Annotated in this window: 29 protein-coding genes; 15 read left to right on the forward strand and 14 right to left on the reverse strand. The window is 41.0% G+C overall.

Annotated elements, in window-relative coordinates; translation table 11 throughout:
* Positions 1-93: 93 nt before the first annotated feature.
* The 6 genes from OIZ54_RS06805 to OIZ54_RS06830 all read left to right on the forward strand — a co-directional run bounded on the left by OIZ54_RS06805 (position 94) and on the right by OIZ54_RS06830 (position 3,935).
* Positions 94-327, forward strand: coding sequence for a calcium dependent protein (locus OIZ54_RS06805; RefSeq protein ID WP_004586103.1), 234 nt, complete (start codon positions 94-96; stop codon positions 325-327).
* A 25-nt stretch (positions 328-352) separates the two neighbouring features.
* Positions 353-580: a hypothetical protein gene (locus tag OIZ54_RS06810; protein WP_004586102.1), complete on the forward strand. Its 228-nt coding sequence runs from the start codon at positions 353-355 to the stop codon at positions 578-580.
* 288 nt (positions 581-868) lie between these two features.
* Complete coding sequence (locus OIZ54_RS06815) at positions 869-1,105, forward strand: calcium dependent protein (RefSeq protein WP_024033183.1); 237 nt, start codon at positions 869-871, stop codon at positions 1,103-1,105.
* A gap of 8 nt (positions 1,106-1,113) precedes the next feature.
* On the forward strand, positions 1,114-1,350 hold the full coding sequence (locus tag OIZ54_RS06820; RefSeq protein WP_264390031.1) for an EF-hand domain-containing protein: 237 nt from the start codon (positions 1,114-1,116) through the stop codon (positions 1,348-1,350).
* Positions 1,351-1,481: 131 nt separating this feature from the next.
* Positions 1,482-3,137 carry an amidohydrolase gene (locus OIZ54_RS06825; protein ID WP_264390032.1) on the forward strand — a complete coding sequence of 552 codons (1,656 nt, stop codon included), beginning with the start codon at positions 1,482-1,484 and terminating at the stop codon, positions 3,135-3,137.
* Positions 3,138-3,257: 120 nt separating this feature from the next.
* A complete protein-coding gene (locus OIZ54_RS06830) occupies positions 3,258-3,935 on the forward strand; it encodes a FlgO family outer membrane protein (protein ID WP_264390033.1) in 678 nt (225 codons plus the stop codon).
* 50 nt (positions 3,936-3,985) lie between these two features.
* On the opposite strand, the gene OIZ54_RS06835 is transcribed toward OIZ54_RS06830, so the two are convergent.
* Positions 3,986-4,216, reverse strand: a complete 231-nt coding sequence (locus tag OIZ54_RS06835; RefSeq protein WP_004586097.1) for a YgjV family protein — start codon at positions 4,214-4,216, stop codon at positions 3,986-3,988.
* 486 nt (positions 4,217-4,702) lie between these two features.
* Here OIZ54_RS06835 and OIZ54_RS06840 point away from each other — a divergent pair, with 486 nt between their 5' ends.
* The gene (locus OIZ54_RS06840) at positions 4,703-5,359 is read left to right on the forward strand and encodes a Crp/Fnr family transcriptional regulator (RefSeq protein ID WP_004586096.1); all 657 of its coding nucleotides are present in this window, start codon (positions 4,703-4,705) and stop codon (positions 5,357-5,359) included.
* A gap of 142 nt (positions 5,360-5,501) precedes the next feature.
* Here OIZ54_RS06840 and OIZ54_RS06845 read toward each other — a convergent pair whose 3' ends face one another.
* Complete coding sequence (locus OIZ54_RS06845) at positions 5,502-6,068, reverse strand: phosphoribosyltransferase (RefSeq protein WP_004586095.1); 567 nt, start codon at positions 6,066-6,068, stop codon at positions 5,502-5,504.
* 182 nt (positions 6,069-6,250) lie between these two features.
* Positions 6,251-7,546, reverse strand: a complete 1,296-nt coding sequence (gene pepB / locus OIZ54_RS06850; protein WP_054982768.1) for an aminopeptidase PepB — start codon at positions 7,544-7,546, stop codon at positions 6,251-6,253.
* A gap of 120 nt (positions 7,547-7,666) precedes the next feature.
* Between pepB and sfsA the strand changes: the two genes are divergently transcribed.
* The 8 genes from sfsA to OIZ54_RS06890 all read left to right on the forward strand — a co-directional run bounded on the left by sfsA (position 7,667) and on the right by OIZ54_RS06890 (position 14,009).
* Complete coding sequence (gene sfsA, locus OIZ54_RS06855; protein WP_256851166.1) at positions 7,667-8,383, forward strand: DNA/RNA nuclease SfsA; 717 nt, start codon at positions 7,667-7,669, stop codon at positions 8,381-8,383.
* Between the two features lie 225 nt (positions 8,384-8,608).
* Entirely contained in the window at positions 8,609-9,052 is a 444-nt protein-coding gene (gene dksA, locus OIZ54_RS06860) for an RNA polymerase-binding protein DksA (RefSeq protein WP_004586092.1), read from the forward strand.
* A 16-nt stretch (positions 9,053-9,068) separates the two neighbouring features.
* Positions 9,069-10,013, forward strand: a complete 945-nt coding sequence (gene gluQRS / locus OIZ54_RS06865; protein WP_264390034.1) for a tRNA glutamyl-Q(34) synthetase GluQRS — start codon at positions 9,069-9,071, stop codon at positions 10,011-10,013.
* 234 nt (positions 10,014-10,247) lie between these two features.
* The gene (pcnB, locus tag OIZ54_RS06870; RefSeq protein ID WP_004586090.1) at positions 10,248-11,579 is read left to right on the forward strand and encodes a polynucleotide adenylyltransferase PcnB; all 1,332 of its coding nucleotides are present in this window, start codon (positions 10,248-10,250) and stop codon (positions 11,577-11,579) included.
* A gap of 4 nt (positions 11,580-11,583) precedes the next feature.
* Complete coding sequence (folK, locus tag OIZ54_RS06875) at positions 11,584-12,069, forward strand: 2-amino-4-hydroxy-6-hydroxymethyldihydropteridine diphosphokinase (protein WP_264390035.1); 486 nt, start codon at positions 11,584-11,586, stop codon at positions 12,067-12,069.
* 30 nt (positions 12,070-12,099) lie between these two features.
* Positions 12,100-12,894 (forward strand): 3-methyl-2-oxobutanoate hydroxymethyltransferase, encoded by a 795-nt coding sequence (gene panB, locus OIZ54_RS06880; protein ID WP_004586088.1) that lies wholly within the window; start codon positions 12,100-12,102, stop codon positions 12,892-12,894.
* A complete protein-coding gene (panC, locus tag OIZ54_RS06885; protein WP_264390036.1) occupies positions 12,894-13,742 on the forward strand; it encodes a pantoate--beta-alanine ligase in 849 nt (282 codons plus the stop codon). The genes panB and panC overlap by 1 nt, the downstream gene beginning before the upstream one ends.
* Before the next feature lie 30 nt (positions 13,743-13,772).
* The gene (locus tag OIZ54_RS06890) at positions 13,773-14,009 is read left to right on the forward strand and encodes a hypothetical protein (RefSeq protein WP_024033192.1); all 237 of its coding nucleotides are present in this window, start codon (positions 13,773-13,775) and stop codon (positions 14,007-14,009) included.
* 93 nt (positions 14,010-14,102) lie between these two features.
* Here the strand turns inward: OIZ54_RS06890 and OIZ54_RS06895 are convergent, their stop codons facing one another.
* The 11 genes from OIZ54_RS06895 to OIZ54_RS06945 form a co-directional block, all read right to left on the reverse strand.
* Positions 14,103-15,068, reverse strand: a complete 966-nt coding sequence (locus OIZ54_RS06895) for a PstS family phosphate ABC transporter substrate-binding protein (RefSeq protein WP_004586085.1) — start codon at positions 15,066-15,068, stop codon at positions 14,103-14,105.
* A 115-nt stretch (positions 15,069-15,183) separates the two neighbouring features.
* Positions 15,184-16,491 (reverse strand): phosphate regulon sensor histidine kinase PhoR, encoded by a 1,308-nt coding sequence (gene phoR / locus OIZ54_RS06900; protein WP_004586084.1) that lies wholly within the window; start codon positions 16,489-16,491, stop codon positions 15,184-15,186.
* 58 nt (positions 16,492-16,549) lie between these two features.
* Positions 16,550-17,239 carry a phosphate regulon transcriptional regulator PhoB gene (gene phoB / locus OIZ54_RS06905; RefSeq protein WP_004586083.1) on the reverse strand — a complete coding sequence of 230 codons (690 nt, stop codon included), beginning with the start codon at positions 17,237-17,239 and terminating at the stop codon, positions 16,550-16,552.
* Between the two features lie 635 nt (positions 17,240-17,874).
* Entirely contained in the window at positions 17,875-18,939 is a 1,065-nt protein-coding gene (gene fba / locus OIZ54_RS06910; protein ID WP_004586082.1) for a class II fructose-bisphosphate aldolase, read from the reverse strand.
* 203 nt (positions 18,940-19,142) lie between these two features.
* Entirely contained in the window at positions 19,143-20,318 is a 1,176-nt protein-coding gene (locus tag OIZ54_RS06915) for a phosphoglycerate kinase (RefSeq protein WP_004586081.1), read from the reverse strand.
* Positions 20,319-20,381: 63 nt separating this feature from the next.
* Entirely contained in the window at positions 20,382-21,392 is a 1,011-nt protein-coding gene (gene epd, locus OIZ54_RS06920) for an erythrose-4-phosphate dehydrogenase (protein ID WP_004586080.1), read from the reverse strand.
* 178 nt (positions 21,393-21,570) lie between these two features.
* On the reverse strand, positions 21,571-22,233 hold the full coding sequence (locus OIZ54_RS06925; protein ID WP_264390037.1) for a peroxiredoxin-like family protein: 663 nt from the start codon (positions 22,231-22,233) through the stop codon (positions 21,571-21,573).
* Positions 22,234-22,312: 79 nt separating this feature from the next.
* Complete coding sequence (locus OIZ54_RS06930) at positions 22,313-23,041, reverse strand: SIMPL domain-containing protein (RefSeq protein ID WP_055252796.1); 729 nt, start codon at positions 23,039-23,041, stop codon at positions 22,313-22,315.
* Between the two features lie 82 nt (positions 23,042-23,123).
* Positions 23,124-23,816, reverse strand: a complete 693-nt coding sequence (locus OIZ54_RS06935) for a hypothetical protein (protein WP_029773917.1) — start codon at positions 23,814-23,816, stop codon at positions 23,124-23,126.
* Between the two features lie 58 nt (positions 23,817-23,874).
* Positions 23,875-24,498, reverse strand: coding sequence for a 3'-5' exonuclease (locus OIZ54_RS06940; protein ID WP_055252795.1), 624 nt, complete (start codon positions 24,496-24,498; stop codon positions 23,875-23,877).
* A gap of 15 nt (positions 24,499-24,513) precedes the next feature.
* A complete protein-coding gene (locus OIZ54_RS06945) occupies positions 24,514-26,352 on the reverse strand; it encodes a DUF294 nucleotidyltransferase-like domain-containing protein (RefSeq protein WP_055252794.1) in 1,839 nt (612 codons plus the stop codon).
* Positions 26,353-26,390: the final 38 nt, after the last annotated feature.

Consider the following 26,390-nt stretch of genomic DNA (forward strand, 5'->3'; position numbering starts at 1 on the left):
CTCAAACAACATAAACCATTGATTTTAAACACCTATTTAAATTGGCACTATTTTTGTAATAGTGAGAGCAACTTTAATCAATAAGGAAATTAAATGAACAACCGCTTTTTAGTAATTTTACCCATGCTGGCTTTTGGGTTTATGGGCACAGATGCAATAGCTATGGACGTTCAAGCTACATTTAATGAGCTAGATAAAGACAGTAACGGCACACTTAGCGAATCAGAAGCGGGTGAAGATGCCGTACTACACGAAAACTTTTCACAAATAGACACTAACCAAGATGGCCAGTTGTCGCTAAGTGAATTCAAAAAGTTTATTCAGTAAATTCATTTAATTAGGGAACATGATTATGAAACAACTTATCGCAGCATTTGCATTAATGTTTTTAGCCATTAGCGCCACGGCTTTAGCCTCTTCTGTCAACATTCGCTTTGCTCATTTAGACAAAGATATGGATGGAGCAGTATCGCTTGCAGAAGCCAAACAAGATAAAGAAGTAATGAGGCAATTTGCCGATTTAGACGAAAACCAAGACAAGAAAATTTCTAAAGAAGAGTTTCAAAATTTTAAACCTTAATTTTGATTAAGCGCTTTAATAACAAACTCAATAGTAACGATATTCAAATCTTTTTCTCTGGCTAGAATTTTAAGCAGTTAACGCTAAAACGAGCTGCTTAAAATAGATTTATTATCCACAGCTGAAGTTAATTAAGTTTTACTTAAGCTTTTACCTAGTAAGGTAGGTTTCAAAAGCATTTGCCATAATCCCTGAGGGAATGTGTAAACGGATTTAATGTTGGGAAGTTAAATTATGGCAAGTGCTTTTTTTATTAATCTACAAACACTGTATGTTGGAAGGAAAACCATGAAGTGTGTTTTTTTTAGTGTTATCGCTATTACCATGATCAGCTTTAATGCTGTTGCGTTAGATGTTAAACAACGTTTTGATCACCTTGATGCCAATAAAAGCGGCTTCTTAACAGAAGACGAATTAGAGCCACAGCCTCAGCTACTCAGCACCTTTACTCGCTGGGATAAAAACCAAGACAAACAAATCTCGCTTCTTGAGTTTAAAGACTATTTAACCAATAACCTTTACTGAGTATAAGTATGAAGACTGTAAGCTATTTAGCGCTTGTTGCGCTGGGCCTTTTTAGCGATGTAAGCCTTGGCCAAAGTACAGAAGTTGCCGATAAATTTGAAAAGTTTGACCGTAACCACGATGGCCTTTTAACCCGTTCAGAAACCGCCATTGACCCCGCCCTTTGGTCGCGTTTTTCAAGTTATGATAAAGATAAAGACGGCAGACTTACCCTTTCGGAATATGGCATATACGCCAGTAAGTAACTCTTTTTTATAAGCGTAAGCGCTAAATTTTTAACAGCCCTTACGCTTTTAAGCTATCTACCTCAACATATTGGTATTCTAAAAGTGAGTTTGCTAGTGTTATTTTACTAACAATAAAAAATAACCAACTTATGCAACTCAAAAAACTATTTAACCCACTACTGCTTGCCGGCTTATTTGTAAGCAGCACTGCGATTGCGCAAACGCAGGTCATTTACAACGCTAATGGTTACACTCCCTTATACCAAGGTGGTATTCAAACGTTTTCTACTTTAGTGATTAAAAACGGTAAAGTTGTTAAAACTGGAGATGATACGCTTAAAAACACTTTTCCTGATGCCACACTTATTGATGCCAAAGGTAATACGTTACTGCCAGGGTTGATTGACGCTCACGGGCATGTAATTGGCCTTGGCGATAACTTATCGCAACTTGATGTACGCGGCGCTAAATCGGTCGATGAAATAACCACAAAGCTAGAACAATTTGCGAAAAATAAACAAGGCTGGATACTAGGGCGAGGCTGGAACCAAGAGCTGTGGAGCGACACGCGCTTTCCTACCGCCAAAGACTTAGACAAAGTAGTCAATGACCGTCCAGTGGTACTTTCGCGCGTTGACAGCCATGCAATTTGGGTTAACAGCAAAGCCTTAGAGCTGGCCGGTATTACCGCAGCAACTCAAGCCCCTGACGGCGGCGAAATTATTAAAGATGAATTTGGTAATCCAACCGGTGTTTTTGTTGATAAGGCCGAGTCGTTAATTACCCAGCATATGAGCGCTCCTTCAAAACAAGCTATAAGCGACTCGTTAGATGCCGCAGGCGCGCACTTATTAAGCTTAGGCATTACCTCTACTCACGATGCCGGTATTGATAAAACCACCTGGGAAGTTTACAAAGAGCGCAGCGAGCAAGGTAATTTGCCACTAAGAATAGTCGCCATGCTAAGTGCTGCTAGCCCCGATTTAAAGCACATGCTTAAGGCAGGGCGCTATCAAGATGCAGCATCGTTTATGTCTATCCGTAGTGTAAAAGTATATGCCGATGGCGCATTAGGCTCGCGCGGGGCTGCGCTAATTGATGACTACGCTGATAGAAAAAACCACCACGGCCTAATGCTAGAAACCCAAGCCAAGCTTGAGGAATTATTTACTTTAAGCTTCAAAAATGGCTTTAGCGCCAACACCCATGCAATTGGTGATAAGGCAAATAAAGTGGTACTTGATGCGTATCAAAACGTGTTTAAGCAAACGGGCGGTATGTTACTGCGTAACCGTATTGAACACGCGCAAATAGTCACCCCTGATGACATTCCGCGCTTTAAAGCTCTTAAAATCATTCCATCTATGCAGCCTGTGCATGCCACCTCAGATATGCATATGGCTCAGCAGCGCTTAACCGATAACCAATTACAAGGTGCATATGCATGGCAAACATTTTTAAAGCAAGGCTCTGTAATTGCAGCAGGCTCTGACTACCCAGTAGAGCTGGCAAACCCTTTTGATGGCTTGTATTCAGCCATTACCCGTATGGATCATAATATGCTGCCTGAGAACGGCTGGCGCGCAAGCGAAGTGCTAAGCCGCGAACAAGCCCTAAGAGCGTTTACACTTGGCGGCGCGTATGCAGCGCACCAAGAGTTTAAAATAGGCAGCTTAGAAAACGGAAAATGGGCAGACTTTATTTTAATAGACAAAGACTACTTTAAAGCCCCTGTCGATGAGATTTATAAAACACAGGTTTTACAGACTTGGGTAGCTGGAGAATTACGCTATAAAAAAGAATAGCTTATAAAACAGGCAAATTTAAAAATAAACAAAGTAATTACGAATATTTACTAAAGTAATCAAAAAGAGTGTCGATAAGTGAGGGAATTTAAAAAATCTCTTATGTTTCAGGAAGAAAACATGTTTTCAAAAAAACTATCGCTTACTTTATCGGCTCTTTTTACTTTATCACTTAGTGCATGCTCTACTCACCCGGTTTATAATGGTCACGCTTCGCATAATAATATTGGCCATCACAATAACCATAATCGTTACACAGACGTTCATCAGCCACGCGTAAATAACTGGCAGTTCCCAGAAAATAACTACCGCCCTATTAACAGCAGTAAATTATTAAGTAACTATACAGAACAATTAGCAATGAAGCTGATTGAGAATATGAACTACATCAACAGTGGAACGCCTGTTGCAATTACTTCGTTTGTGAATTTAGATGACAATTTACAAACCACGAATATATTTGGTAATCACTTGGCTGAAAGCTTTATTACTGAAATGCAGGAGTTTGGCTTATCGGTAGTTGATTACAAACACACGGGCGCTGTGCATGTAACCCCGTTAGGTGATTTCTCGTTTAGTCGTAATGGTAAAGAAATTAAAGGTTACCCACATATTGAATACACTTTATCAGGCACTCTAACTTACACGAATCGTGGTGTAATAGTTAACGCTCGTATTATTGGGGCAAAGTCTAAAGTAGTGGTCTCATCGGCTAAAGGATTTATCCCAAGCTTTGTTGTTGAGTCACTTTATCCAACTCGTAGAACTGATGGCATTGTTTTAGACGCGGTGCTTTAAAACAAAAAAGGGTTAACTTAAATGTTAACCCTTTTTTTGAATTTTTAGCTTCACGCTTCTTTGACTTTAGGCTGTCGGTAGAGCTTTATAATATGGTACATATTTACCAGCGCTAATAAGCCATTAGTAAACGCAACAGGCACTGCACCAATAGCCACACCGTAAATAGTAAATACAATACAACCAAACATATTATACCAACGCAGTTTTACTACATCGGTCATTGTTAACGATGCAACCAAGAAAGCTGATGCAATATAACCTAAATATTCCCAACTCAATTGTTCTCTCCTACCCTTTAGGTTAGCATTACGCCAATGCTAACGTGTGGCACTTGTCAGTGTTACAACGTTAAATACCAATGCGCAATAATACTCAATCATTTTGTGGGGCTAAACGTGTCGCTACCTGCGTTAAAAAATGCTCATTTACGACTGTATGGATGCAGAAGGTAGAGCAATGCAGGAGCAATTGCCGAGAACGACTAAATAGCGATTTTTTGCCTAGCTATCAACAGGTTTTCCTAGCCTTAAAATTGATCACTAAATTAGGCTGATTGGTATAAAATAAAAAAACTAACTTGCTTAAAAAACCTTAAAAAGTATATTGGTTGTAGCCAATAGCTTCCTAAATCATTACACGGGAAATGAAGGTATTACGTACTTAGCAAGGCTAAATACAGTAGCAAGTTAGCGTAAATTCTTAGAGCCTTAATAATATCGTCATTAAGGTGTAATAAATAGGACAATTGTCCGAAGAGCATATTGATGTTTCAATACCATTTTTCTAGTTACCTTGTTGAACAATTACTCACTTTTGCAGGGAGTAGCTATCAACAATCAAAAAAAGAAGTGCTGATCCACCAAGATCAACCACTTAGTAAACTTGTGCTGGTGCGCAGCGGTACTATTTCATTTAGTTATGATGTAGGTAACGGACGCCGCCTATTATTAGGCCAATTAGATTGCAACAACACCCTAATTGGTGAAATAGAAGCATTAAACAATAACCCATGTATTTATACGGTCACCTGTTTTAGCGATGTAACCTATAATTTAATAGAGCTTCGCCACTGGCGAGCATTACTACTCGAAAAGCCAGAGCTGAGCTTATATACCGCGCAAACCATTGCGGCTAAGTTTCAAGAAAACCAAAAAATTAATTTAGATAAGTTACTGCTGCCTTTAAGCTACAACATAGCTAAAGACTGCTTACTACGCGCCGAGAACAATAACCCAACGCTACTGCGCGCATACCCAACCGTTAACGCCGAAGCAGAGCGCTTTGCAACCACTGAGCGAGCTTATCGCCGCGTAGTTACCGAGCTTGTTGAAAAAGGCTTAGTGCAGCGCAGCTCCCATGGGCTAAAAGCGGTCGATACACAAAGTTTAAGTGACTATGTAGACAGTTTTGCGCAGCTGTAAAAAACAGACACAAAAAAAGGCCGTAATGGCCTTTTTTAGTTTTTATGGTATTTATTAGCACTGCGCTATAGCAGTAATTTATTTAAAACGAGTACACAAACACGCCCCCGCGCAAATAAACTCCTACTTAACGCTTTGGCAATTACTTATCTAATAAAATATCTTGGATATTTACTAAATCAGATTTACCTTCAATTATTTCATCTGGCGTTAAACCCGATAACTCATGCGGGAACACTAACCACTCTTCTGACTCATGAATAAAGTAATCTGGCACCATCTCTACTTTTGAGTTTTTAGGCTTATAGTACGGACATGCCACACGAATATCGCGTGGTAAGTTTAAGCGCATAAGCTCAGAAAGCTTTTCTTTTAGTGCAAATATACTGCGGCCAGAATCAAACACATCATCAACAATAAGCAGTGAGTCACCAGCATTAGCGTTTTCTACAATGTAGTGTAGGCCGTGTACTTTTATTTCTTTAGATTGCTTGCCAATACCGTAATAAGACGACGTACGCACCGCAATGTGATCAGTCTCAATGCCTTTGTAATCGTAGTATTCTTGCACAGCAATACCAATAGGTGCACCACCTCGCCAAATACCAATTATAAAGTCTGGACGAAAGCCATCTTTATAAACTTGTGCCGCTACGCGGAATGAATCTTCAAGTAGCTGTTGAGCTGTGATGTAGCACTTATCTGACATAGTTTAGAACCCCAGTGGTGAGTATAACATTTGAGTGTAGGCACTTTAGCCAATAATTAAACACCCAAACAGGTATTGGCGAAGGATTTTACCGTAAATAAAAATAAATTGCTTGCCTGCAAATAGCAAAATAGGCACCAATTGGTGCCTATTTTATGTATTAAACGCCTAGTTACGTACTATTAAGCTTTTTCTAACAATGTACGTGCCACTGTGCGCATACCTTGCGTAGTTGCACCTGCAGCCCATTGGCTAGTGCTACCCATATTAAATGCTGCAGCTAAATCAATGTGTACCCAACCTTTACCATCGTTTGGTACAAAGCGAGATAAAAAGCCTGCTGCATTTGATGCGCCGCCGTAACCGCCACCTTTTTGAGCGCGGCTATTTGCCGTATCAGCATATGGAGATGGGCAGTTTTGCTGGTGCCATTTTTCAAGCGGAAGAGGCCATGCAGCTTCCATTTCTTGCGATGCAAAGTCTTCTACTTCGCGAACCAGCTCTTTATCAAGTGCAAATAATGCGTTGTACTCTTGCCCTACAGCTACGAGTGCAGCACCGGTTAGTGTTGCCGCATCTATAATTAACTCTGCGCCAGTTTCGCCTGCAGCCATTAGACCATCAGCAAGCACTAAACGCCCTTCAGCATCGGTGTTTACAATTTCAACGGTTGTGCCATTTTTGTAGGTTAAAATATCACCTAGTTTGTAAGCGTGGCCCGAAATTAAGTTCTCTGCACAGCATAAAAATAGCTTAATGCGTTTTTCTATACCGCGATTAATAGCCAATGCTAAACCCGCTGTTACCGTTGCCGCGCCACCCATGTCGCACTTCATTCCTAGCATACCTTCGCTAGATTTAATTGAGTAACCACCAGAGTCAAACGTAATACCTTTACCTACAAGCGCAGCGCTTACCGGTGCGTTTTCATCGCCTGTTGGGTTGTAATCAAGCTCAAGTAAAACAGGTGGACGCTCAGAGCCACGGCCCACAGCATGAATACCAATCCACTGTTGCTCTAATAACGCATCGCCTTTAATAATTTGGTAGCTTACGTGTTCAGGCGCTAACGATTGAATAAATTCGGCGGCTTTTTCAGCAAGGCTTTCAGGGTAAATGTCATCCGCTGTGCCGTTTACCATTTCTCGTGCCCACGTAGCTGAGGCTTTTAAATGCGCCAGCTCGTTTAGATCTGATTGTGCGTTATCAACAAATTCAACACCATGTAATGATTTAGGTGTTACAAAACCTTGGTAAAAAGCCCATTGGCTTTCTGTGCACCATGTATCGCCCGCAAGCTCAACCTGTTTAACACCTTGGCTTGCAATTGTTCGCGCCGCTTTTTGAACATTTTTTAATGTTTCTTGCTCAGATAAATGAACCGTTGCGCCTTGCTCGTTAAAAGACAACGCCGCGTTTTCGCCCCAATGGCTTGGTGCTGCTTGCTCGCTTAGTTGAACAACAAATTTTTCACTCATGTTAGAATACCCTTACACTTAAATGTGCCACCGAGTTTACTATAGTGAGTACAAGTTCCCAACAGCTTGAGATAAATAACATAAACCAACGCATCTGCAGCGTTTAGCATTGGAATTTAAATGAAATACACCCCAGCTTTACAGCCCGCCACGTTATTAAAACGCTATAAACGCTTTTTAGCCGATCTCCAACTTAACGATGGAACTGAATTTACCGCCCACTGCGCCAACACCGGTAAAATGACAGGTTGCGCAGAGCCTGGCTTTAGCGCTTTTTATTCAACCAGCGATAACAGTAAACGAAAATACCCTCAGTCGTTAGAGCTCACTCAAAACTCCCTCTCGCAGTTAATATGTGTTAATACCGCCGTGGCGAATAAAGTGGTCGAAGAGGCTATCAACAACCAGGTTATTACAGAGCTTAACGGCTATGAGCAGCTTCAAAGTGAAGTAAAATACGGCAGCGAAAACAGCCGTATCGACTTTTTACTCACCGGCGACAATAAACCCGCTTGCTATGTAGAGGTAAAGTCAGTCACCTTGTTAAGCGAAACCGCACCACAAAGTGGGCAAGGCTACTTTCCGGATGCGCAAACCGTGCGTGGGCAAAAACACATTCGCGAATTAATAGAAATGATCGAACAAGGCCACCGCGCAGTATTACTGTTCGCTGTTTTACACCAAGGTATTAATACGGTGAGTGCAGCAAGCCACATAGATAAAAAATACAGCGACTTATTAAACCACGCGATTAAAAAAGGCGTGGAGGTATACGCTTATAAGGCATCTATTTCGCCAAGTGAAGTAACCCTTAGTGAGAAAGTGGCCTTTAAATAAAAAATTTAACTTGCTTTTAAACTTTATGCCCATATAACTAGGCAAGTTTAAATACCGAAATAACGATTAATAAAGCATCAAAATCAAATATGAGCCTTTTTAGTCAACACACTGGTTGAAGCTAATTCGATTAATTAAAAAATAAATTTGCCTAGGGTATAAGATTCTGCTATTTATACCGCCGGCTAATGCTGAGGCATTAAATTAAGGATTTAGGAGAGAGTTATGCCAGACCAACAAAGACATGGTTTATTGGCTCAAGCCGGTTTAGAACCATACCAAGAAAAGCCGGGCGAAGAGTATATGAATGAAGCACAACGTGCTCATTTTAAAGCGATTTTAGAAGCGTGGCGTAACGACTTACGTAATGAAGTTGACCGCACGAAATCGCATATGCAAGACGAAGCTGCCAACTTTCCTGATCCAGTTGACCGCGCTGCGCAAGAAGAAGAGTTCTCTTTAGAACTTCGTACTCGCGACCGCGAACGTAAACTGATCAAAAAAATTGAAAAAACAATTATCTTAATTAAAGAAGATGATTTTGGCTTTTGTGAGTCATGCGGAATCGAAATTGGTATTCGTCGTTTAGAGGCGCGTCCAACTGCAGATTTATGCGTAGACTGTAAAACCCTTGCAGAAATTAAAGAAAAACAAGCTGGGCGCGGTTAATTAAAATTAGTTAACTATGTCTCCTACAGCCGTTACCACGCCAAAGCGTGACTATCGCGGTCGATTTGCACCGTCTCCTTCTGGGCCACTTCACTTTGGCTCACTTGTGGCGGCTGTGGGCAGCTACCTTGATGCTAAAGTAAATCAGGGTAAATGGTTAGTGCGCATTGAAGATATAGACACCACCCGCGTGGTGAAAAATGCCGACACCCATATTCTAAATACCTTACAAGCCTACGGCCTTTACTGGGACGAATCCGTTGTTTATCAAACTCAGCGCCTACCTCTTTATCAAGAGGTAATAAATAAGCTGATCCACCAACAATGTGTATATGGTTGTCGCTGTTCTCGCAAACAAATAAAAGCCATGGGTGGCATTTACCAAGGTAACTGCAAAACGCTTAACTTATCAACAGAGCAAGGCGCACTTCGTCTTAGCCAGCAGCACCCAACATGCCATTTTAACGATTTGATTCAAGGCGATATTACTGTAAATAGTGCATTAGCCCATGAAGATTACATAATAAAGCGCAGCGACGGATTATTTGCCTACCAGCTAGTGGTCGTTATTGATGACATTGAGCAAGGTATTAATCGTGTGGTACGTGGCGCCGATTTAATCGAGCCTACAGCACGGCAAATAAGTTTATTTAAACAGCTTAATGCGCCCATTCCCCAATACGCACATTTACCCCTTGCGGTGGCCGAGCCTGGTTTTAAACTCTCTAAACAAAATTATGCGCCCGCTATTAGCACAGACAACCCAAAGCCCGCGCTTATTGATGCGTTTGAATTTTTAAACTTACCTGTACATAGCCAATTGAATGATTTGTCTGTGGAGCAATTAATGGCGTGGGCTATTAACGAATTTAGCTTAACAGCGGTGCCAAACATACCCGAAATTCAAATTTCGCAAGGTCAGCATCCAAACAGCACTAAATTTACGCATTTAAGCAAATAAAAAACTTAAAAACGGCTTAATTTCAGTCCATCAACTTAATTTTTATACCGCGCTGGTATATGATAGCCGCCTAAATAGAGGCTATTTACAATAAATACAAAGCACCGCACTATAATACCTAATTTATGTGCTTTTTGATTGCGATGACCAGCCAATCATCATTTCTGTAGGAGACAGATTATTATTTCCAAGCTTTTTCAATTTTGCAGGCAAATAATCGGCCCGAATGCCGATGTGCAAAGCACTCAAACAAGTGATGAACCGGTTGTTGTAACACGCGGCGAACATGGTATTTCACGTAAACAATTTAGCCCAAATGCAATCAAAGTACTTTACCGTTTAAAAGACGGTGGTTACGACGCTTACCTTGTAGGTGGTTGTATTCGCGATATATTGTTAGGTCAACAACCAAAAGACTTTGACGTTGTTACCAATGCCACCCCAGAGCAAGTAAAAAAACTATTTAGAAATTGCCGCCTAATTGGCCGTCGTTTTCGCTTAGCACATATTGTTTTTGGTCGCGAAATTATAGAAGTAGCCACCATGCGCGGGCACCACGAAGCGCAAGAAGACAAAAACCAAATTAGCCAATCAAGCGAGCACGGGCAGTTACTGCGCGATAACGTGTTTGGTAGCATTGAAGAAGACGCCGAGCGCCGTGATTTTTCTATCAACGCGTTGTATTACTCTATTAACGATTTTTGTATATACGATTACGCCAATGGCTTAGCGGCCATACAAGCAAAACAAATTGAGTTAATTGGCGACCCAGAAACACGCTACCGCGAAGACCCTGTACGTATGCTACGTGCGGTACGCTTTGCAACCAAGCTTGATATGAGCATAGCACCAAAAAGCGAAAAGCCAATTACTGCGCTTGCCAGCCTACTTGATAACATACCGCCAGCGCGTTTATTTGAAGAAGTTCTAAAGCTGTTTTTAAACGGTAAAGCCGAAGCTAACTATTTAATGCTACGCCAATACGGCTTATTTAAGTCGTTATTTCCGGTGCTTGATAAAATTTTAGATAAAAACCCTGACGGCTTAGAAGCGGCGTTTATTCAGCAAATGTTTCAAAACACCGATAAACGCATTAATGCAGATAAAAAAGTAACGCCTGCGTTTATATTTGCTGCTTTAATGTGGTTTCCGCTGCTTGAGCGCACAACTAAAATTAAACAACAAGAACAGCTATCTTACTTTGATGCCTTTGCTCAAGCCATGAATAAAGTACTGAGCGAAAATGCCCAGCATATAGCAGTACCAAAACGCTTTACCTTAGGCGCACGCGACATTTGGCATATACAGCAACGTTTAGATAAACGTGCCGGCCAACGCGCTTACAGACTTACCCAGCAGCCACGATTTAAAGCCGCTTATGACTTTTTATTGTTACGTGTTGATGCCGGTGAGCACCAACATAGTGAGCTTGCCCAGTGGTGGACACAATACTTGAGCCTAGATATTAATGGCCAAAAAGAAATGGTAAAAAATCTAGGCCACCAAGGTGGGCCAAAACCACGTAAACGTCCGCGCCGCCGCACCACTAAAAAGCCAGCCGAGTAATTGCATGCAGTGTGTATATTTGGGTTTAGGTGCCAACCTAAACTCACCCAAAGAGCAGCTTGATAACGCCGTTTGTGCGCTTAAAAAGCTGCCTCATTGTGAATTTATAAGTGTATCGCATTACTATGCAAGCAAACCAATGGGCCCACAAGATCAACCCGACTATGTAAATGCCGTAGCGTGTATTAAAACCGCGCTTGAACCTGAGCAATTACTTGAGTTAACTCAAGCCATAGAGCTTGAACATGGGCGGGTAAGAAAAGCCGAACGTTGGGGGCCGCGTACGCTCGATATAGATACCTTACTGTTTGGTCAGCAAGTGATTAAGACCCAGCGCTTAACTGTGCCACATTATGGCCTGTGCGAACGTGAGTTTGTAGTTTACCCTTTACTTGAGCTTGCCCCAGAACTGATTTTACCAAGCGGCATTGCATTAAAAACCATTGCGCAAGACTTACCGCTCAACGACTTACAGCAATTACCTCTGTAATTAACCAAGGCTTATGCCTGCGAGGATATTATGTCTAAAATAACCGTTTCTACTTTAAATAAAATGAAAGCAGAAAATAACAAAATCACCGCATTAACCGCTTACGATGCCAGTTTTGCGAAGTTATTTCATGATAACGGTGTGGACGTTATTTTAGTTGGCGATTCTTTGGGCATGGTGCTGCAAGGTGGCGACGATACCCTAGGCGTAACCAATCAAGATATAGCCTATCATACCCGCTGTGTACGCGGTGGCAGCCGTGAGCTTTTTGTAATAGCCGATATGCCCTTTATGAGCTATTCAAACGTTAGCGACACCTGTAAAAATGCAGCAGAGTTAATGCGTGCAGGCGCTAATATGGTAAAACTTGAAGGCGGTGAATGGCTTTACGACAGCATTAAAAGTTTAACGCAGCAAGGGATTCCCGTTTGTGGCCATTTAGGATTAACGCCGCAATCAGTACACGTATTTGGTGGCTTTAAAATTCAAGGCCGCGAAGACGACAAAGCGCAAAAAATGATTGATGATGCAAAAGCCCTAGAAGCCGCAGGTGCTCAATTATTAGTGCTTGAGTGTATCCCAAGTGTTCTCGCTAAACGCATTACCGATGCCGTCACCATTCCTACCATAGGTATTGGCGCAGGTAATGTAACGGATGGCCAAATACTGGTAATGCACGACTTAGTCGGTATTTCGGCAGGATACATTCCTAAATTTTCTAAAAACTTTTTACTGGAAACTGGCAACATGCCAGATGCAGTTAAAAAATATTGTACAGACGTTAAAAGTGGCGCATTTCCAAGCGCCGAACATGAGTTTAAATAATGCAGTCAATTACTGAAATTAAATCATTACGTAGTCAAATTAAAGCTTGGCGCCAAGCAGGTTTAAGCGTGGCTTTAGTGCCAACCATGGGCAACTTACACCGCGGCCACTTTTCATTGGTTGAAAAGGCAAAAACAATGACCGATAAGGTGGTTGTGAGTATTTTTGTCAACCCAATGCAATTTGGTGCCAACGAAGACTTAGATAGCTACCCGCGTACATTAAACGAAGACAAACAAGGCTTAGCCGACTTAAACACTGATATTGTGTTTACCCCAAGCGTAGACACCATTTACCCAAATGGGCTTGGTGAGCAAAGCTTTGTAGATGTACCAGGCGTATCTATGGGGTATTGTGGCGGCACGCGCCCAGGACACTTTAGAGGCGTAGCCACGGTAGTGACTAAGTTATTTAATTTAGTACAACCAGATTATGCATGCTTTGGCGAAAAAGACTTTCAGCAGCTGCAAGTGATTAAAACCATGGTACGCGATTTATCAATTCCGGTTGAAATTGTTGGTGTACCGACCATGCGTGAAGTTTCAGGCCTAGCTATGAGCTCGCGAAATGGCTATTTATCTGCAGAGCAAAAAGCCACGGCTACCGCATTATTTAAAACACTAAACAGCTGCGCTGAGCAGCTCAAAGCAGGTAATACCGATTACAAAGCACTTGAGCAAAGCGCACAGCTTAGTTTAGAGCAAGCCGGCTTAAAGCCAGATTATTTTGAGATAGCTCAACGAGATACATTAAAAGCTGCTACACTTGATGATACACAACTTGTTATTTTAGCTGCCGCCTTTTTAGACAATGTTAGATTAATCGACAACTTACAAGTTGAGATTTAACAAAAGCGCAGTTCAACGTTAAGGATAAGCATGCAAACATTTATTAAAACGAGTGCCCTCGCCCTTTCATTTTCATTGTTAGCAGCTTGCCAAAATCAAGTGAAAAACCCTGAGTTAAACCAATGCGCACAACAAAACTATCAGTGCGAAAATAGTTGCGATCAGCAATCGATTGACAAAGGTTTAAAACAGCAAGTGTGCTCTGCCAAATGTGTAGAGAGCTATAATCAGTGTAAAGCACAAGCGCAAAAGCTGACTGATCTGTAATCGCTTTTTAGTAACTTAGTCTGTTTTACGCTTTAAAATTTTACACACAAAAAAACCGCTCATTGAGCGGTTTTTTTATTGGTTGGGTTTAAATTATAAACCTAACTTTTTAAGCTCTGCTTCTACTAACTTAGCAGATAGTGGTACGTAACCATCTTTTTCAACGATTTTTTGACCGTCTTTAGAAAGTACCATTTTTAAGAACTCAGCTTCAATTGGAGAAAGCGGCTTATTAGGGTGCTTGTTCACGTAAACGTATAAGAAACGAGAAAGTGGGTATTTACCTTTAGCAACATTATCAAGCGTTGCATCTACGTAGTTAGTGCCTTTTTTAGATAAAGGAACCGTACGTACACCCGACGTTTTGTAACCAATGCCTGAGTAACCAATCGCGTTTAATGACGATGAGATTGATTGTACAACAGAGGCTGAACCTGGTTGCTCATTTACGTTGTTACGGAAGTCTCCTTTACACAGTGCTTTCTTTTTAAAGTAACCGTAAGTACCTGATACAGAGTTACGTCCGTATAATTGAATGTCTTTTGCAGCCCAGTCGCCCGTTAGGCCAACATCGCTCCAGCGGTTAACTTGCTCAGACGCACCACATTTACGAGTAGATGAAAAAATAGCATCTACTTGGTCAATACGTAAGCCTTCAATTGGGTTATCTTTGTGTACAAATACCGCTAATGCATCAATCGCTACACGCACTTCTGTAGGCTTGTAACCATAGCGTTTTTCAAACGCTTCGATTTCTTTTGATTTCATTTTACGGCTCATAGGACCCATGTTAGAGGTGCCTTCAGTAAGCGCTGGTGGAGCAGTAGACGAACCTGCCGCTTGAATTTGAATATTTACATTTGGGTAAATACGTTTGTACTCTTCAGCCCAAAAAGTCATCATGTTAGCTAAAGTATCAGAGCCTACAGATGAAAAGTTACCTGAAACGCCGTTAATTTTTTGATATTCAGGAATTGCGTCGTCAAGAGCAACAGCCTGTGCAGATACTAATGTTGTAACAGCCACACCCATTGCGGCAACTAAGTTTTTAAATTTCATGCGGGGTTCTCCGATTTGTTCGTCCCATTTCCTAACTGTCGTCTACTGTAAAGTGAGTAGATGACAGTTACATTACTCTTAAATGACACTTTTATGACTTTGCTTTTTATTGCTTTTAACTTGCTAAGTTAACAAGCTTATCCTTTGAAAAGTCGAAAGAAAAACACGAGCCTTTACCAAGCTCACTGCTTATATTTAATTTACTATCGTGACGTGTAAGCACATGTTTAGTAATTGCTAAGCCTAAACCTGAGCCACCGGTTGTGCGACTCCTTGCTTTATCTACGCGGTAAAAGCGCTCAGTTAAACGATTTATATGCTCTGGTGCAATACCATCGCCATTATCATTTACACTAAAGTGCGCAAGTCCCTCTTTACGCTGCCAGGTAACAACAATTTTTCCGCCCGCTTTAGTGTAATGTATAGCGTTAAACACTAAATTAGAAAACGCACTGCGTAGCTCATCTTCAGAGCCTTTAATATCAAGCTCATTATCTATATCAAAAATAAGCTCATGGCCTTTATCTTGGTTTATAGACTGCGCTTCGGTTTTAATGTAATTGAGCATTTGCGGCACATTAATGGCTTTGTCGTTGTCTTGCCTGCGCGCCCCCTCAATACGCGAAAGAGATAAAAGCTGATTAACTAAGCTGTCCATACGCTTACATTGCTCAAGCATGGTATTTTGCGCTTTATTCCACATTGCAGGCGGTGGCATCATATCGCCATCCATCATCTCAAGGTAGCCAGTAACAACCGTAAGCGGCGTACGCAGCTCATGCGATACATTGGCAACAAAGTCTTTGCGCATTTGCTCTAGCTGCTTTAGGCGTGTTACATCACGTACTACCACCATAAGCTGCGTGTTGGCATACGGCATTACCCTAAATTCAAGCACTTGGTCAACAATATGCCCGTTATCAAGCTCTAATGGCTCTTCAAATTCACCGCGCAGCATGTACTTGGCAAATTTAGGTTCGCGTATTAGGTTATCTAGGCGCTGGCCATGATCGGTCGGCCATTGTAGCCCCAATACTTTAAGTGCAAGTTGGTTACACCACACAATGCTTAAATCACTTTGCAACACCACTACGGCATCGGGTACGGCTTCGGCTCCATCGCGAAAGCGACGAATTAAATCGGCCAGTTCATTGCGTTTTTTACGATTACGATGCTGTAAATGATAAATGCCTTCAAATACTTGTTCCCACGCACCCTCGCCCTCTGGTGGGTTAAAGCTACGTTGATTTAAAAGCCAATCGCTTAAGCGATAAAGTTGATGATAATGCCAGACTAAAAGAGAAGAAGTGCCTAAAAATAAAAGCAAAAAAGGTGCACCAATAAGCACACCAACTAATAACAGGGGTAAAAAATAGATAAACAGACGTTTTACTAACGCCTGTTTATTAATAACTCGATACATACACTCACTTTACCTTTGAGTAGTAATTTATGCGTACTCACACCCTAGCTGCGGTACCTTATAATTTACTAGAAAAACGATAACCTGCACCACGTACTGTTTGTACTAAGCGATCATGCCCCAGCGGTGCAATCGCTTTGCGTAAACGACGTATGTGCACATCAACTGTACGGTCTTCTACGTACACATTAGTTCCCCAAACATGATCAAGCAGTTGCTCACGGCTATAAACACGCTCTGGGTGAGTCATAAAAAAATGTAATAATCTAAATTCGGTTGGGCCCATATCAAGCTCGCTCCCCTCAGAGGTAACGCGGTGCGATATTGGGTCTAAACGCAAGCCATGTACTTCTATGGCTTCTTCTAATGAGGTAGGCGATACACGGCGAATAACCGCTTTAATACGAGCCATTAACTCTTTAGGAGAAAAAGGTTTAGTGACGTAGTCATCTGCCCCTACTTCTAGGCCGCGTACTTTGTCTTCTTCTTCGCCGCGGGCTGTAAGCATAATAATTGGAATTTGGCGTGTGTATTCACTTTGCTTAAATTGCTTAGCAATTTGAATACCGCTACCACCTGGTAACATCCAATCGAGTAAAACCATATCTGGGTATGGTTCAACCATAGCTGCAATTGCAGAATCGTAATCTTCTGCTTCAATTGCTTGAAATCCATTTTGCTCTAAAACAAAAACTAACATCTCTCTGATAGGAGCTTCATCATCTACGACTAGTACTTTACGTGACATTCCAAATTATCTCTTACGCTATCGAATTAGTTTTCATTATTATGACTAAGTATGACATTTTTATGAAAGTGTAACGTGTAAATTAAAATCCTGGTAAAAAAAACACAAAATAGTGACAAAAAACCTCATTAACGTCATATTTTTAAAACTATTTTGCAAATTACGGTTAATCAAAACATATTTACAAAAAGATGACAGTTTTATTTCTGAGTAGATATTCATGGCGGGATCATTGTTTTACTAACACAGTAAAAAAACCAGGTACGAAACTGAGTTTGCACTGGAAGATGTCATTACGTGGTTAAAAATAGATCTGTTTTTTACTAAGCAGCCTATAAAAAGATCAGATTTTTACTAAGCCGATCGGGTTTGGGATCACGGTTATACTTAGTCAAACAACTAAGCATCTGATCTATTGTACAAATAAAAAACGATCTGATTGATTTAGCGCCTAACGTGGCGTAAATTTATGCGCTAGTTGGTAAATAAATGATCCAAATGCGGGGCGGTTAGTAAATCAGTGATCCCATTTTATTAAGTTGGTACAACAGTGATCCCAGTGCTTTGCGGTATAAAAAAACCAGCTGGATTACGCCAGCTGGTTTTTATAACGGTATTTTTTTAATTAAAGATCATTATTTAATTTGTGGGTCTAACTCACCACTTAAATATTTAAGGTGCATGTCATCAAGTGAAATTGGCTTAATTTTACCTGCTTGACCAGCCGTACCAAACGCGTTGTAACGCGCAACACAAATCTCTGTCATTGCTTTAGTTGCTTCTGCTAGGTATTTACGCGGATCGAAGTTAGATGGGTTAAGCGCCATATGACGGCGAATAGCACCGGTAGAGGCCAGGCGTAAATCGGTATCAATATTTACTTTACGTACACCGTATTTGATCCCTTCTACAATTTGCTCAACAGGTACGCCATACGTTTCAGGAATTTCGCCACCGTATTGATTTATGATCTCTAACCATTCTTGTGGTACAGACGACGATCCGTGCATTACTAAGTGCGTGTTCGGGATACGTGCGTGAATTTCTTTAATACGATCAATCGCTAAAATGTCATCTGTGGGTGGGCGCGTAAATTTGTACGCACCGTGCGATGTTCCACAAGCAATTGCCAAGGCATCAACATGGGTTTTATTTACAAAATCAGCGGCTTCTTCTGGGTCGGTAAGCATTTGATCAGTAGTTAGTTTACCTTCTGCGCCTACACCATCTTCTTCGCCCGCTTCACCGGTTTCAAGTGAGCCAAGTACACCTAGCTCGCCCTCTACCGATACGCCACAAGCATGTGCCATAGCCACGGTTTCGCGTGTTACTTCTACATTATATTCGTAGCTTGATGGGGTTTTTCCGTCAGTCATTAATGAGCCATCCATCATAACTGATGAAAAGCCAAGTTGAATTGAGCGTTGGCAAACACCGGGTGAGGTACCGTGATCTTGGTGCATTACTACTGGAATGTGCGGCCATTCTTCAACGGCTGCTAAAATCATGTGGCGGATAAATGGAGCACCAGCATAAGCACGTGCGCCTGCTGATCCTTGAACAATTACTGGGCTGTTTGTTTTATCAGCCGCTTCCATTATTGCGCGCATTTGCTCTTGGTTATTCACGTTAAAGGCTGGAACGCCGTAACCGTGTTCAGCTGCATGATCTAAAAGTTGTCGCATACTGATTAAAGCCATTGGGTATTCTCCAATTTATCGACAGCAGTCTCCTGCCATCTAGTTTGAACGGATATGTTAGTTTGACGCAATCACTGCGCCACAAAATAAAGCAATTTACACTGCTTAGTTTTGTCTTAATTAACTATTAAATAAGGGTGAGAGGTATTTAATAATTAATCGTTGGTGAGGGTTTCCCCTCACCTAATGCGGCTAAAAATTTATTATTTAGCGCGCGACTCTAGCATTTCTACTGCTGGAAGTTTTTTGCCTTCTAAAAACTCTAAGAACGCACCACCACCGGTAGAAATGTAAGATACTTTATCGGCAATGCCGTATTTATCAATTGCCGCTAAAGTGTCACCACCGCCTGCAATCGAAAACGCATTAGAGTTAGCAATTGCCTGAGCAATAGCACGTGTACCATTACCAAACTGATCAAACTCAAATACGCCAACTGGGCCATTCCATACAACAGTACCGGCGTTTGCAATAATTTTTGCAAGCTGGCTGGCTGTATCAGGGCCAATATCAAAAATCATGTCATCGCTTGTTACTTCGCTTACATCTTTAAGCGTAGCGACTGCAGAGTCTGAAAATTCATTACCTACTACAACATCAGTCGGTACCGGAATTTCACCATCGTTTGCTTTAGCTGCTGCACATAAACGATTTGCTTCATCCATTAAATCAGCTTCATAAAGTGATTTACCAACCGGATGACCCGCAGCAGCAATAAAGGTATTAGCAATACCGCCACCTGTTACAAGCTGATCTACAATCGTTGAAAGCGAGTCTAAAACAGTTAATTTAGTTGATACTTTAGAACCACCTACAATGGCCACTAATGGGCGTGCTGGGTTATCTAGTGCTTTACCAAGTGCTTCAAGTTCTGCTGATAATAACGGGCCAGCACAGGCAACATCTGCAAATAAGCCAACGCCATGAGTAGACGCTTGTGCGCGGTGAGCGGTGCCAAATGCATCCATTACATACACATCACACAGTGCAGCAAGTTGTTTTGATAAGGCTTCGTCGTTTTTCTTTTCGCCTTTATTAAATCGTACGTTTTCAAATACAACTACTTCGTTATCGGCAACTTCAACGCCGTTTAAGTAGTCTTTTTCAAGGCGTACATTTTGCTCAAGTGCATCGTTTAGGTAATCGGCTACAGGGGCAAGTGAAAATTCGTCATCGTACTCGCCTTCCGTAGGGCGGCCAAGGTGCGACATAACCATTACTTTAGCGCCTTTTTCAAGAGCTAGCTTAATAGTAGGTAGTGCAGCACGAATACGTGCATCTGAGGTCACTTTACCTGCTTTAACTGGTACATTTAAATCTTCACGAATTAATACGCGCTTGCCGTTTAAATCTAAATCTGCCATTTTTATGACCGACATAACATCTCCTTAGTTAACGATACTTGAACCTGAAAAATAAATTTTAAAATTATTATAAAATGCTTACTTAGCCATCATCGCACGTGCTGTATCTAGCATGCGATTGGCAAAACCCCATTCGTTATCACACCAAACAAGTAACTTTATCAGGCGTTTGTGACTAACACGTGTCTGCGTGCCATCAATAATACAAGAATGTGGGTCGTGATTAAAATCAACCGATACCAATGGCTCTTCGGTGTAACTTAAAATACCTTCTAAGCGGTCTTTTGCTTGGGCTTTAAGTGCCGTATTTACCGCCTTTAAATCTACATCAGCATTTACTGTAACACTTAAATCCATTGCCGTTACGTTAATTGTCGGCACGCGAACCGCAATGGCTTCAAAGCGCCCTTCAAATTTGGGTAAAATGCGGTCTATTCCTCGTGCTAATTTTGTATCAACCGGAATAATAGACTGACTCGCAGCGCGGGTACGACGTAAATCATGATGGTACGCATCAATCACTTGTTGATCGTTCATCGACGCGTGAATAGTGGTAATAGCACCCGATTCAATACCAAACGCATCATCTAGCACTTTAATAACAGGCACCACACAGTTTGTAGTACACGAGCCGTTAGATACAATAGTGTGCTCGCGTTTGAGCTCATCATCGTTAATGCCATACACAATGGTGGCATCTACATCGTTATCAGCTGGGTGCGAAAACAACACCTTTTTAGCACCCGCGGTAATGTGTAATTGTGCATGCTCGCGCGAGTGATAAACACCGGTACATTCAAGCACTACATCTACATCAAGGGTTTGCCAAGGCAATTCTACTGGGTTTTCTTCACAAAATAGTGCAATGGTATCGCCTGCAACGCTAATGGTGTCTTCACCAAGTTTTACAGGAAAAGAAAAACGACCGTGGGACGTGTCGTATTTTAATAAATGAGCAATAGCTTCAGGGTCAGCAAGTTCGTTAATCGCAACAATTTTTATCTCGTCGCTCAAACCTGACTCGTACAACGCGCGGACAATATTTCGACCAATACGACCAAAACCATTAATTGCAAGTTTGATTGCCATGAAATATAAAATCCACTCTCTTTACGTGCAGACAAAGGCATCGATGCCTTTTAGATGGCTGTATTGTAATCGACCTTGAACATTATTATAAGAGGGAGCGATTAGAAACTTTAAATTAACCCAAAAGTAGCTAATTTACTTGGCTACTTTTAGGCATAAAGCGACCTTGCTTGAGTGCTTACTGTAGTGCTTTTAAAGCATTAATTATATCTTGTGGCTCTGAGCGGGTGCGGTAATCAACATCAACATAGCGCCACGTCACTTTACCTTCGCTATCTAAAACAAACGTGGCAGGGATAGGTAAAATACTGCCGTTGCCGTTATTAAGCGACTCTAAATCAAGGCCGCGGTCTTCGCGCATATGATCTAATAAAAATGCAGGTACTTGCCACGCTACGCCATAGCTTGCTGCTACATCTGCATTTTGGTCACTCAGCACAACAAAATCCATATTACGTATGTCGTTTTCGCTCATTGAGCCATCGGGCGCTTGCGGGCTAATAGCCACCAGCTGTGCGCCTAATGCGTGAATTTCAGCTAGGCGTGACTGCAATGCTTTTAGCTGTAAATTACAATAAGGGCACCAACTACCACGATAAAAAGTTATAACCACAGGCCCTTTTGCAAGTAGCTCATCTAATAAAACTTGCTCACCGTGCTGGTTCGGCAGTTCAAAGCGTGGGGCATTTTGATCTAAATTAAGTGCATTTGCCCCTTCTTGAAACGCTTTTGCCTGAGCAATGGTTTCATCAACGCCTTTCATAAAATCAGGGTTACCTTTTCGCCCTGCTGCTACTTTTGCCTCGGTTTGTGCTTTTAACGTGTTGCTTTCATCGCTCATAATACTGCTACCTTCAAATTAATCAAAAACATAAAACTAGCTTACAGTACGAACATGTATTTGAAATGAAATTATTAATTTAATCAGTTATCTCTAAATCAAACACCACGTTTATGGATGATTTAAAGCTTATTGTTGCCTGTAAATCGTTACTAAGTATTTGAGGAAAAGAGTTATTATCATACTGCGCCCTGTGCATCTTGGTTATAGCTGTACTAAAACCACTGTCATAGTTGTTTTTAGTTGAGCGAATAGTGCGTACTTCACCTACTTTTGCATTGAATGAATCAGCAAGTAAATCCGCTTTTATTTTTGCATCTTCAATTGCTAACTGTGTGGCTTGCGCTTGTAATTGCTCAAATTTTGAAGATAAAAACGCAATATTTTGAATCGCATTTACTTCTTGGTTCAATAAAAAATCGGTTAAATCGCTCACACGCTCAATACTGTTTAGCGTTACTTCAAACGTTCTTATCGCTGCGTATTCGCTAAGTGCCTGATGCCCTGTTTCAATATAATCCATTCCTGTTTTTTCAATTTTAACGTTTGAGGCAACTACGTCATCGGCGCTTATTTCAAATTGATTGAGCCCATCTATTAATAACTTCACTTTATTCTCAAGCGCGTTATTGGCGGCATTCGGCTCATTTTTAACACTATTCACCTTAAATAGTATTTTAGCCATGTCAGGCTCAACTAATACCTCAGCAGTGCCTTGCACTGAGATATGACGATTGGCAGGTAAGCTCGAATTAGCACAAGCGATCACAGGGAATAAGGTTAGAAGAATAGTGGTAATGAGTCTCATAATTTGTCCTGAATAAGTGCCATGCTTGGTTATGCGTCCATACTAATAAATAGCAGCCAATCGTGTTTCAGCGAATGTTTAATTACTGTGTGCTTGATGCAGCTTTTGACTTTGGCTTAATCGTTTTTTCTTGGTGTAGATTAGGTATCAAAGCTGAAATATTTTCTTGTGAAATAATAAGTAACTCATCTTGTTTATTATCATAAACAAATAAATTCCGCATTGTTGAGGCTACTATTTGAACATTTTGAAGTTGAGTTACTTTACTCTGAGCAATTGGATAATTTAATGACAAGTGATAATTCATTGTTCTTTCATTTATTATATCTTTACTGTGTGAATGCGCCAACATAGTAGGGTATGTAGATATTATAAGTGCTAAAAATAACATTAATGAGTAACTAGGTTTTAATAAATAGAACGGGTAACCAAAGCCATAATATAGTTTTTTTAACACGGTTGTTTTACTAGGATCTGGCATGTGTCCTGAGCGCCAATTTAAATAAATAGCTGTTAAAACGATGATCGTAGTATAAAGAGTAATAAGTAAAAAATTTGAAATCAGTGCCAGTAAAAAGTCACTTATTTCAATGAAATTGAATATATCAACCGAGAAGTTATTAAGTAAAACGTAAAGATACACAACGCCTGATAAACTACCCAGTAAGTAAAGAATAGTAAGAAACACACCAAAATTATTGTGAATGTACTTTTTAACTGCTTTAAGGTCATTGTTTAACTGGTTGTAATACTTACTGGCGGCTTCAATTACCATAATAAATCCTTTTAAAATTCTTATCTTAACAAAATAATTAGTAAATGCTGTAGCTTTGTTAAATTATTGACCTCAACTGCAACTCCTTCCCACGGTTTATTTGGTAGCACTGGGCTAGTAATAATTCGGCGGTGGCCTGTGCGTCTGTAAGTGCGTTATGACAATGATAGCTTGGTAACTCATAACGTTTGCGACACGCACTTAGGGTTAAATCATCTTGTTTTATTTCTGCACCTTGGCAAATAAGGCGCTTTTTTTCTATGTGGAGGGTGTCGAGTATCAACTTAGGTTGTGCGTTTATATTGGAACCTTTAAGGGCTGCTTTTAAAAACCCCCAATCCAGTATGGCGTTATGAAAAACCAAAATATGGTCACTAAAATCACGGCTTAGCTGCGTTAATATAGTGTGCAGGCTTTGTCCTTTAGCCACTGTGTCGTCAATAATGCCGTGAAAAACAGGGCTTTGCTCTAGGCTTTTTACATCCTTGTTTATTAAATGCTGCGACTCGCTCATTTTTATACATTGGTTGTCTATTTTAACCCAGGCTACTGAGACAATTTCATGCTGGTTTACATCAAGCCCAGTAAGCTCTAAATCAATCACTAAATAGCGTTGCGTTAACGCATTTTGACTTAATAAATTACGCCTTTTTATATACTTACTGAGCCATTTTTTTACCACAGCGCTTACCTCTTATTACAAACTGCCACGGGCAAATTTAAACGCCGCGGCTTGCTGCGCTTGTTTTACTAAATAAAAAGCCTCTTTAAGCTGATGGCGCTCTAATGAACTTAATTTATCGGGGTTTATACAGTTACTTGGCAAACCTTCTTCGTTTATTTGCGTACTAAAACGTAACTGAGTTAAAAATCGCCAGCAATCTTTTAAATTATAAATATCGTCTTTATTTAGCAGTGAATGCTTAAGTAAAGCATCTAAGCGCTCTTGGGTATTGGCGCGTTTTATTCCGGCTTTTAACGCATATAAACGCACTATGTCGTTAATGATCACCACACCGCGTTTTTTTAAATCTATGTACTTATGGTTGTTGTCGCTTTTTTGCGTTTTAAGCTTATTAAATAAACCTATAGGCACTGAGCTGGCTCTTATATCGGTTGCCATAGCAGCATAAAATAACTCATCGCGCGATATCCTGTTTAACTGCTCGCAAAAGCCGCTGTATAGAGCATTGGAGCCTTCTATAAAGCGCAAATCAAAAAATATTTTGCAGTTAAGCATGGCGCTTGGGGTTGGGCTTTTTATCCATTTAAAAAAGCGCTCGCACCACTGGCTTACACTCATTCTGCATTCATCGCTGCTGGCCATAATATTCCCCGGGCAACGCCTAATGCCACATTCTACTAACTGCTCACATACAAACTCCCCCATGTGTTTAAAGTAAGCTTGGTGTTGCTCGCTTAAATCATTTGGGAGTAATAAGCCGTTGTCTTGATCTGAATGTAAGGTTTGCTCTTCGCGTGCTTGCGAGCCAAAACATATAAAGCAAAAACTGGTGGGCGCTGCGCCATTTTCTTCTTGAAATAAATGAATAAGACGCGAGGTAAGTGCATCGGTTAAGCCGCTGAGCAGTTTACCAATTAGCGATATGTCTTCTATGTTGTACGAAAAACTTCGCAGTAACTCAGGGATTTCGCCTGCATAACGTTTTAAATCGGCAATGCTGTGGGCTTTATAAATGCGGCCAATAAGCTGCACAGGGTCACTTTTTTGCTGGCGCAGTAAATCGGTACTAGTAAGCATACCCAAAGGCTTATGGTTTTCATCAAGTACAGGTAAATGATGAATATTGTATTTAAGCATTAAATGCAAAGCAGAAAACACCCGATTGTTTTCAAATATAAATTTAGGCTTTGCACTCATTATGCTGCTAACCGCATCTTGTGGGTCGACTTCATCGGCCAGTACACGGTTACGTAAGTCGCGGTCGGTCACTACGCCAACTAAAATGGCGTGTTCGGTGATCATAATTGACGATACACCGTGTTTTTTCATTTTTTTAGCGGTTTGCCTAATACTGGCATCGGGGGCTAAGGTTATGGCGGTGCGGGTCATCAGCTCAGATATTCTGCGCTCAGACCAGCTATCGTTTTTACTTTTATAATGTGATGAAAGTAAACGATTGGCGTGCGCGCGTACAAAATATTGCTCAAACGGTTTGTATTGATGACGTAAAAAGTCAAAATGCGTTTGCGCAAGCATATACACTATGCCCTCTTTTTGTACCTGTAACCTATTTTGAATCGCCTCTCCGGTTAACAAAGAAGGATAGCCAAAGTAATCCCCCTGCGCTAAACGCTTTACTACATCACCTTTTGCATCCACTAGGTCGTATAAACCAGAGCGAATTAAAAAAAGCTTTGGGGTTTGCGTTTGCAGCCACTGCGCTTGGTTTTCTCGGGTTAAATAAACACTATCAATATGGCTTACAAAATACTCACACGCACTGTCGTGTAGCATGCTAAATGGCGCCTGCATACACACAAACTGGGCAACTTCCTGCTGCTCTACACTCATTGCTGTACTCTTAAAAAGTATACACAAAATCTAATGTA

This window comes from Pseudoalteromonas sp. A3, assembly GCF_025942345.1.
GTDB classification, from domain to species: domain Bacteria; phylum Pseudomonadota; class Gammaproteobacteria; order Enterobacterales; family Alteromonadaceae; genus Pseudoalteromonas; species Pseudoalteromonas atlantica.

What these genes read in the sequence shown, in the direction of transcription:
- OIZ54_RS06805 (WP_004586103.1), top strand. Translation starts at nt 94, where the DNA reads ATGAACAACCGCTTTTTAGTAATTTTACCCATGCTGGCTTTTGGGTTT.
- OIZ54_RS06810 (WP_004586102.1), top strand. Translation starts at nt 353, where the DNA reads ATGAAACAACTTATCGCAGCATTTGCATTAATGTTTTTAGCCATTAGC.
- OIZ54_RS06815 (WP_024033183.1), top strand. Translation starts at nt 869, where the DNA reads ATGAAGTGTGTTTTTTTTAGTGTTATCGCTATTACCATGATCAGCTTT.
- OIZ54_RS06820 (WP_264390031.1), top strand. Translation starts at nt 1,114, where the DNA reads ATGAAGACTGTAAGCTATTTAGCGCTTGTTGCGCTGGGCCTTTTTAGC.
- OIZ54_RS06825 (WP_264390032.1), top strand. Translation starts at nt 1,482, where the DNA reads ATGCAACTCAAAAAACTATTTAACCCACTACTGCTTGCCGGCTTATTT.
- OIZ54_RS06830 (WP_264390033.1), top strand. Translation starts at nt 3,258, where the DNA reads ATGTTTTCAAAAAAACTATCGCTTACTTTATCGGCTCTTTTTACTTTA.
- OIZ54_RS06840 (WP_004586096.1), top strand. Translation starts at nt 4,703, where the DNA reads ATGTTTCAATACCATTTTTCTAGTTACCTTGTTGAACAATTACTCACT.
- OIZ54_RS06845 (WP_004586095.1), bottom strand. Translation starts at nt 6,068, where the DNA reads ATGTCAGATAAGTGCTACATCACAGCTCAACAGCTACTTGAAGATTCA.
- pepB (WP_054982768.1), bottom strand. Translation starts at nt 7,546, where the DNA reads ATGAGTGAAAAATTTGTTGTTCAACTAAGCGAGCAAGCAGCACCAAGC.
- sfsA (WP_256851166.1), top strand. Translation starts at nt 7,667, where the DNA reads ATGAAATACACCCCAGCTTTACAGCCCGCCACGTTATTAAAACGCTAT.
- dksA (WP_004586092.1), top strand. Translation starts at nt 8,609, where the DNA reads ATGCCAGACCAACAAAGACATGGTTTATTGGCTCAAGCCGGTTTAGAA.
- gluQRS (WP_264390034.1), top strand. Translation starts at nt 9,069, where the DNA reads ATGTCTCCTACAGCCGTTACCACGCCAAAGCGTGACTATCGCGGTCGA.
- folK (WP_264390035.1), top strand. Translation starts at nt 11,584, where the DNA reads ATGCAGTGTGTATATTTGGGTTTAGGTGCCAACCTAAACTCACCCAAA.
- panB (WP_004586088.1), top strand. Translation starts at nt 12,100, where the DNA reads ATGTCTAAAATAACCGTTTCTACTTTAAATAAAATGAAAGCAGAAAAT.
- panC (WP_264390036.1), top strand. Translation starts at nt 12,894, where the DNA reads ATGCAGTCAATTACTGAAATTAAATCATTACGTAGTCAAATTAAAGCT.
- OIZ54_RS06890 (WP_024033192.1), top strand. Translation starts at nt 13,773, where the DNA reads ATGCAAACATTTATTAAAACGAGTGCCCTCGCCCTTTCATTTTCATTG.
- OIZ54_RS06895 (WP_004586085.1), bottom strand. Translation starts at nt 15,068, where the DNA reads ATGAAATTTAAAAACTTAGTTGCCGCAATGGGTGTGGCTGTTACAACA.
- phoR (WP_004586084.1), bottom strand. Translation starts at nt 16,491, where the DNA reads ATGTATCGAGTTATTAATAAACAGGCGTTAGTAAAACGTCTGTTTATC.
- phoB (WP_004586083.1), bottom strand. Translation starts at nt 17,239, where the DNA reads ATGTCACGTAAAGTACTAGTCGTAGATGATGAAGCTCCTATCAGAGAG.
- fba (WP_004586082.1), bottom strand. Translation starts at nt 18,939, where the DNA reads ATGGCTTTAATCAGTATGCGACAACTTTTAGATCATGCAGCTGAACAC.
- OIZ54_RS06915 (WP_004586081.1), bottom strand. Translation starts at nt 20,318, where the DNA reads ATGTCGGTCATAAAAATGGCAGATTTAGATTTAAACGGCAAGCGCGTA.
- epd (WP_004586080.1), bottom strand. Translation starts at nt 21,392, where the DNA reads ATGGCAATCAAACTTGCAATTAATGGTTTTGGTCGTATTGGTCGAAAT.
- OIZ54_RS06925 (WP_264390037.1), bottom strand. Translation starts at nt 22,233, where the DNA reads ATGAGCGATGAAAGCAACACGTTAAAAGCACAAACCGAGGCAAAAGTA.
- OIZ54_RS06930 (WP_055252796.1), bottom strand. Translation starts at nt 23,041, where the DNA reads ATGAGACTCATTACCACTATTCTTCTAACCTTATTCCCTGTGATCGCT.
- OIZ54_RS06935 (WP_029773917.1), bottom strand. Translation starts at nt 23,816, where the DNA reads ATGGTAATTGAAGCCGCCAGTAAGTATTACAACCAGTTAAACAATGAC.
- OIZ54_RS06945 (WP_055252794.1), bottom strand. Translation starts at nt 26,352, where the DNA reads ATGAGTGTAGAGCAGCAGGAAGTTGCCCAGTTTGTGTGTATGCAGGCG.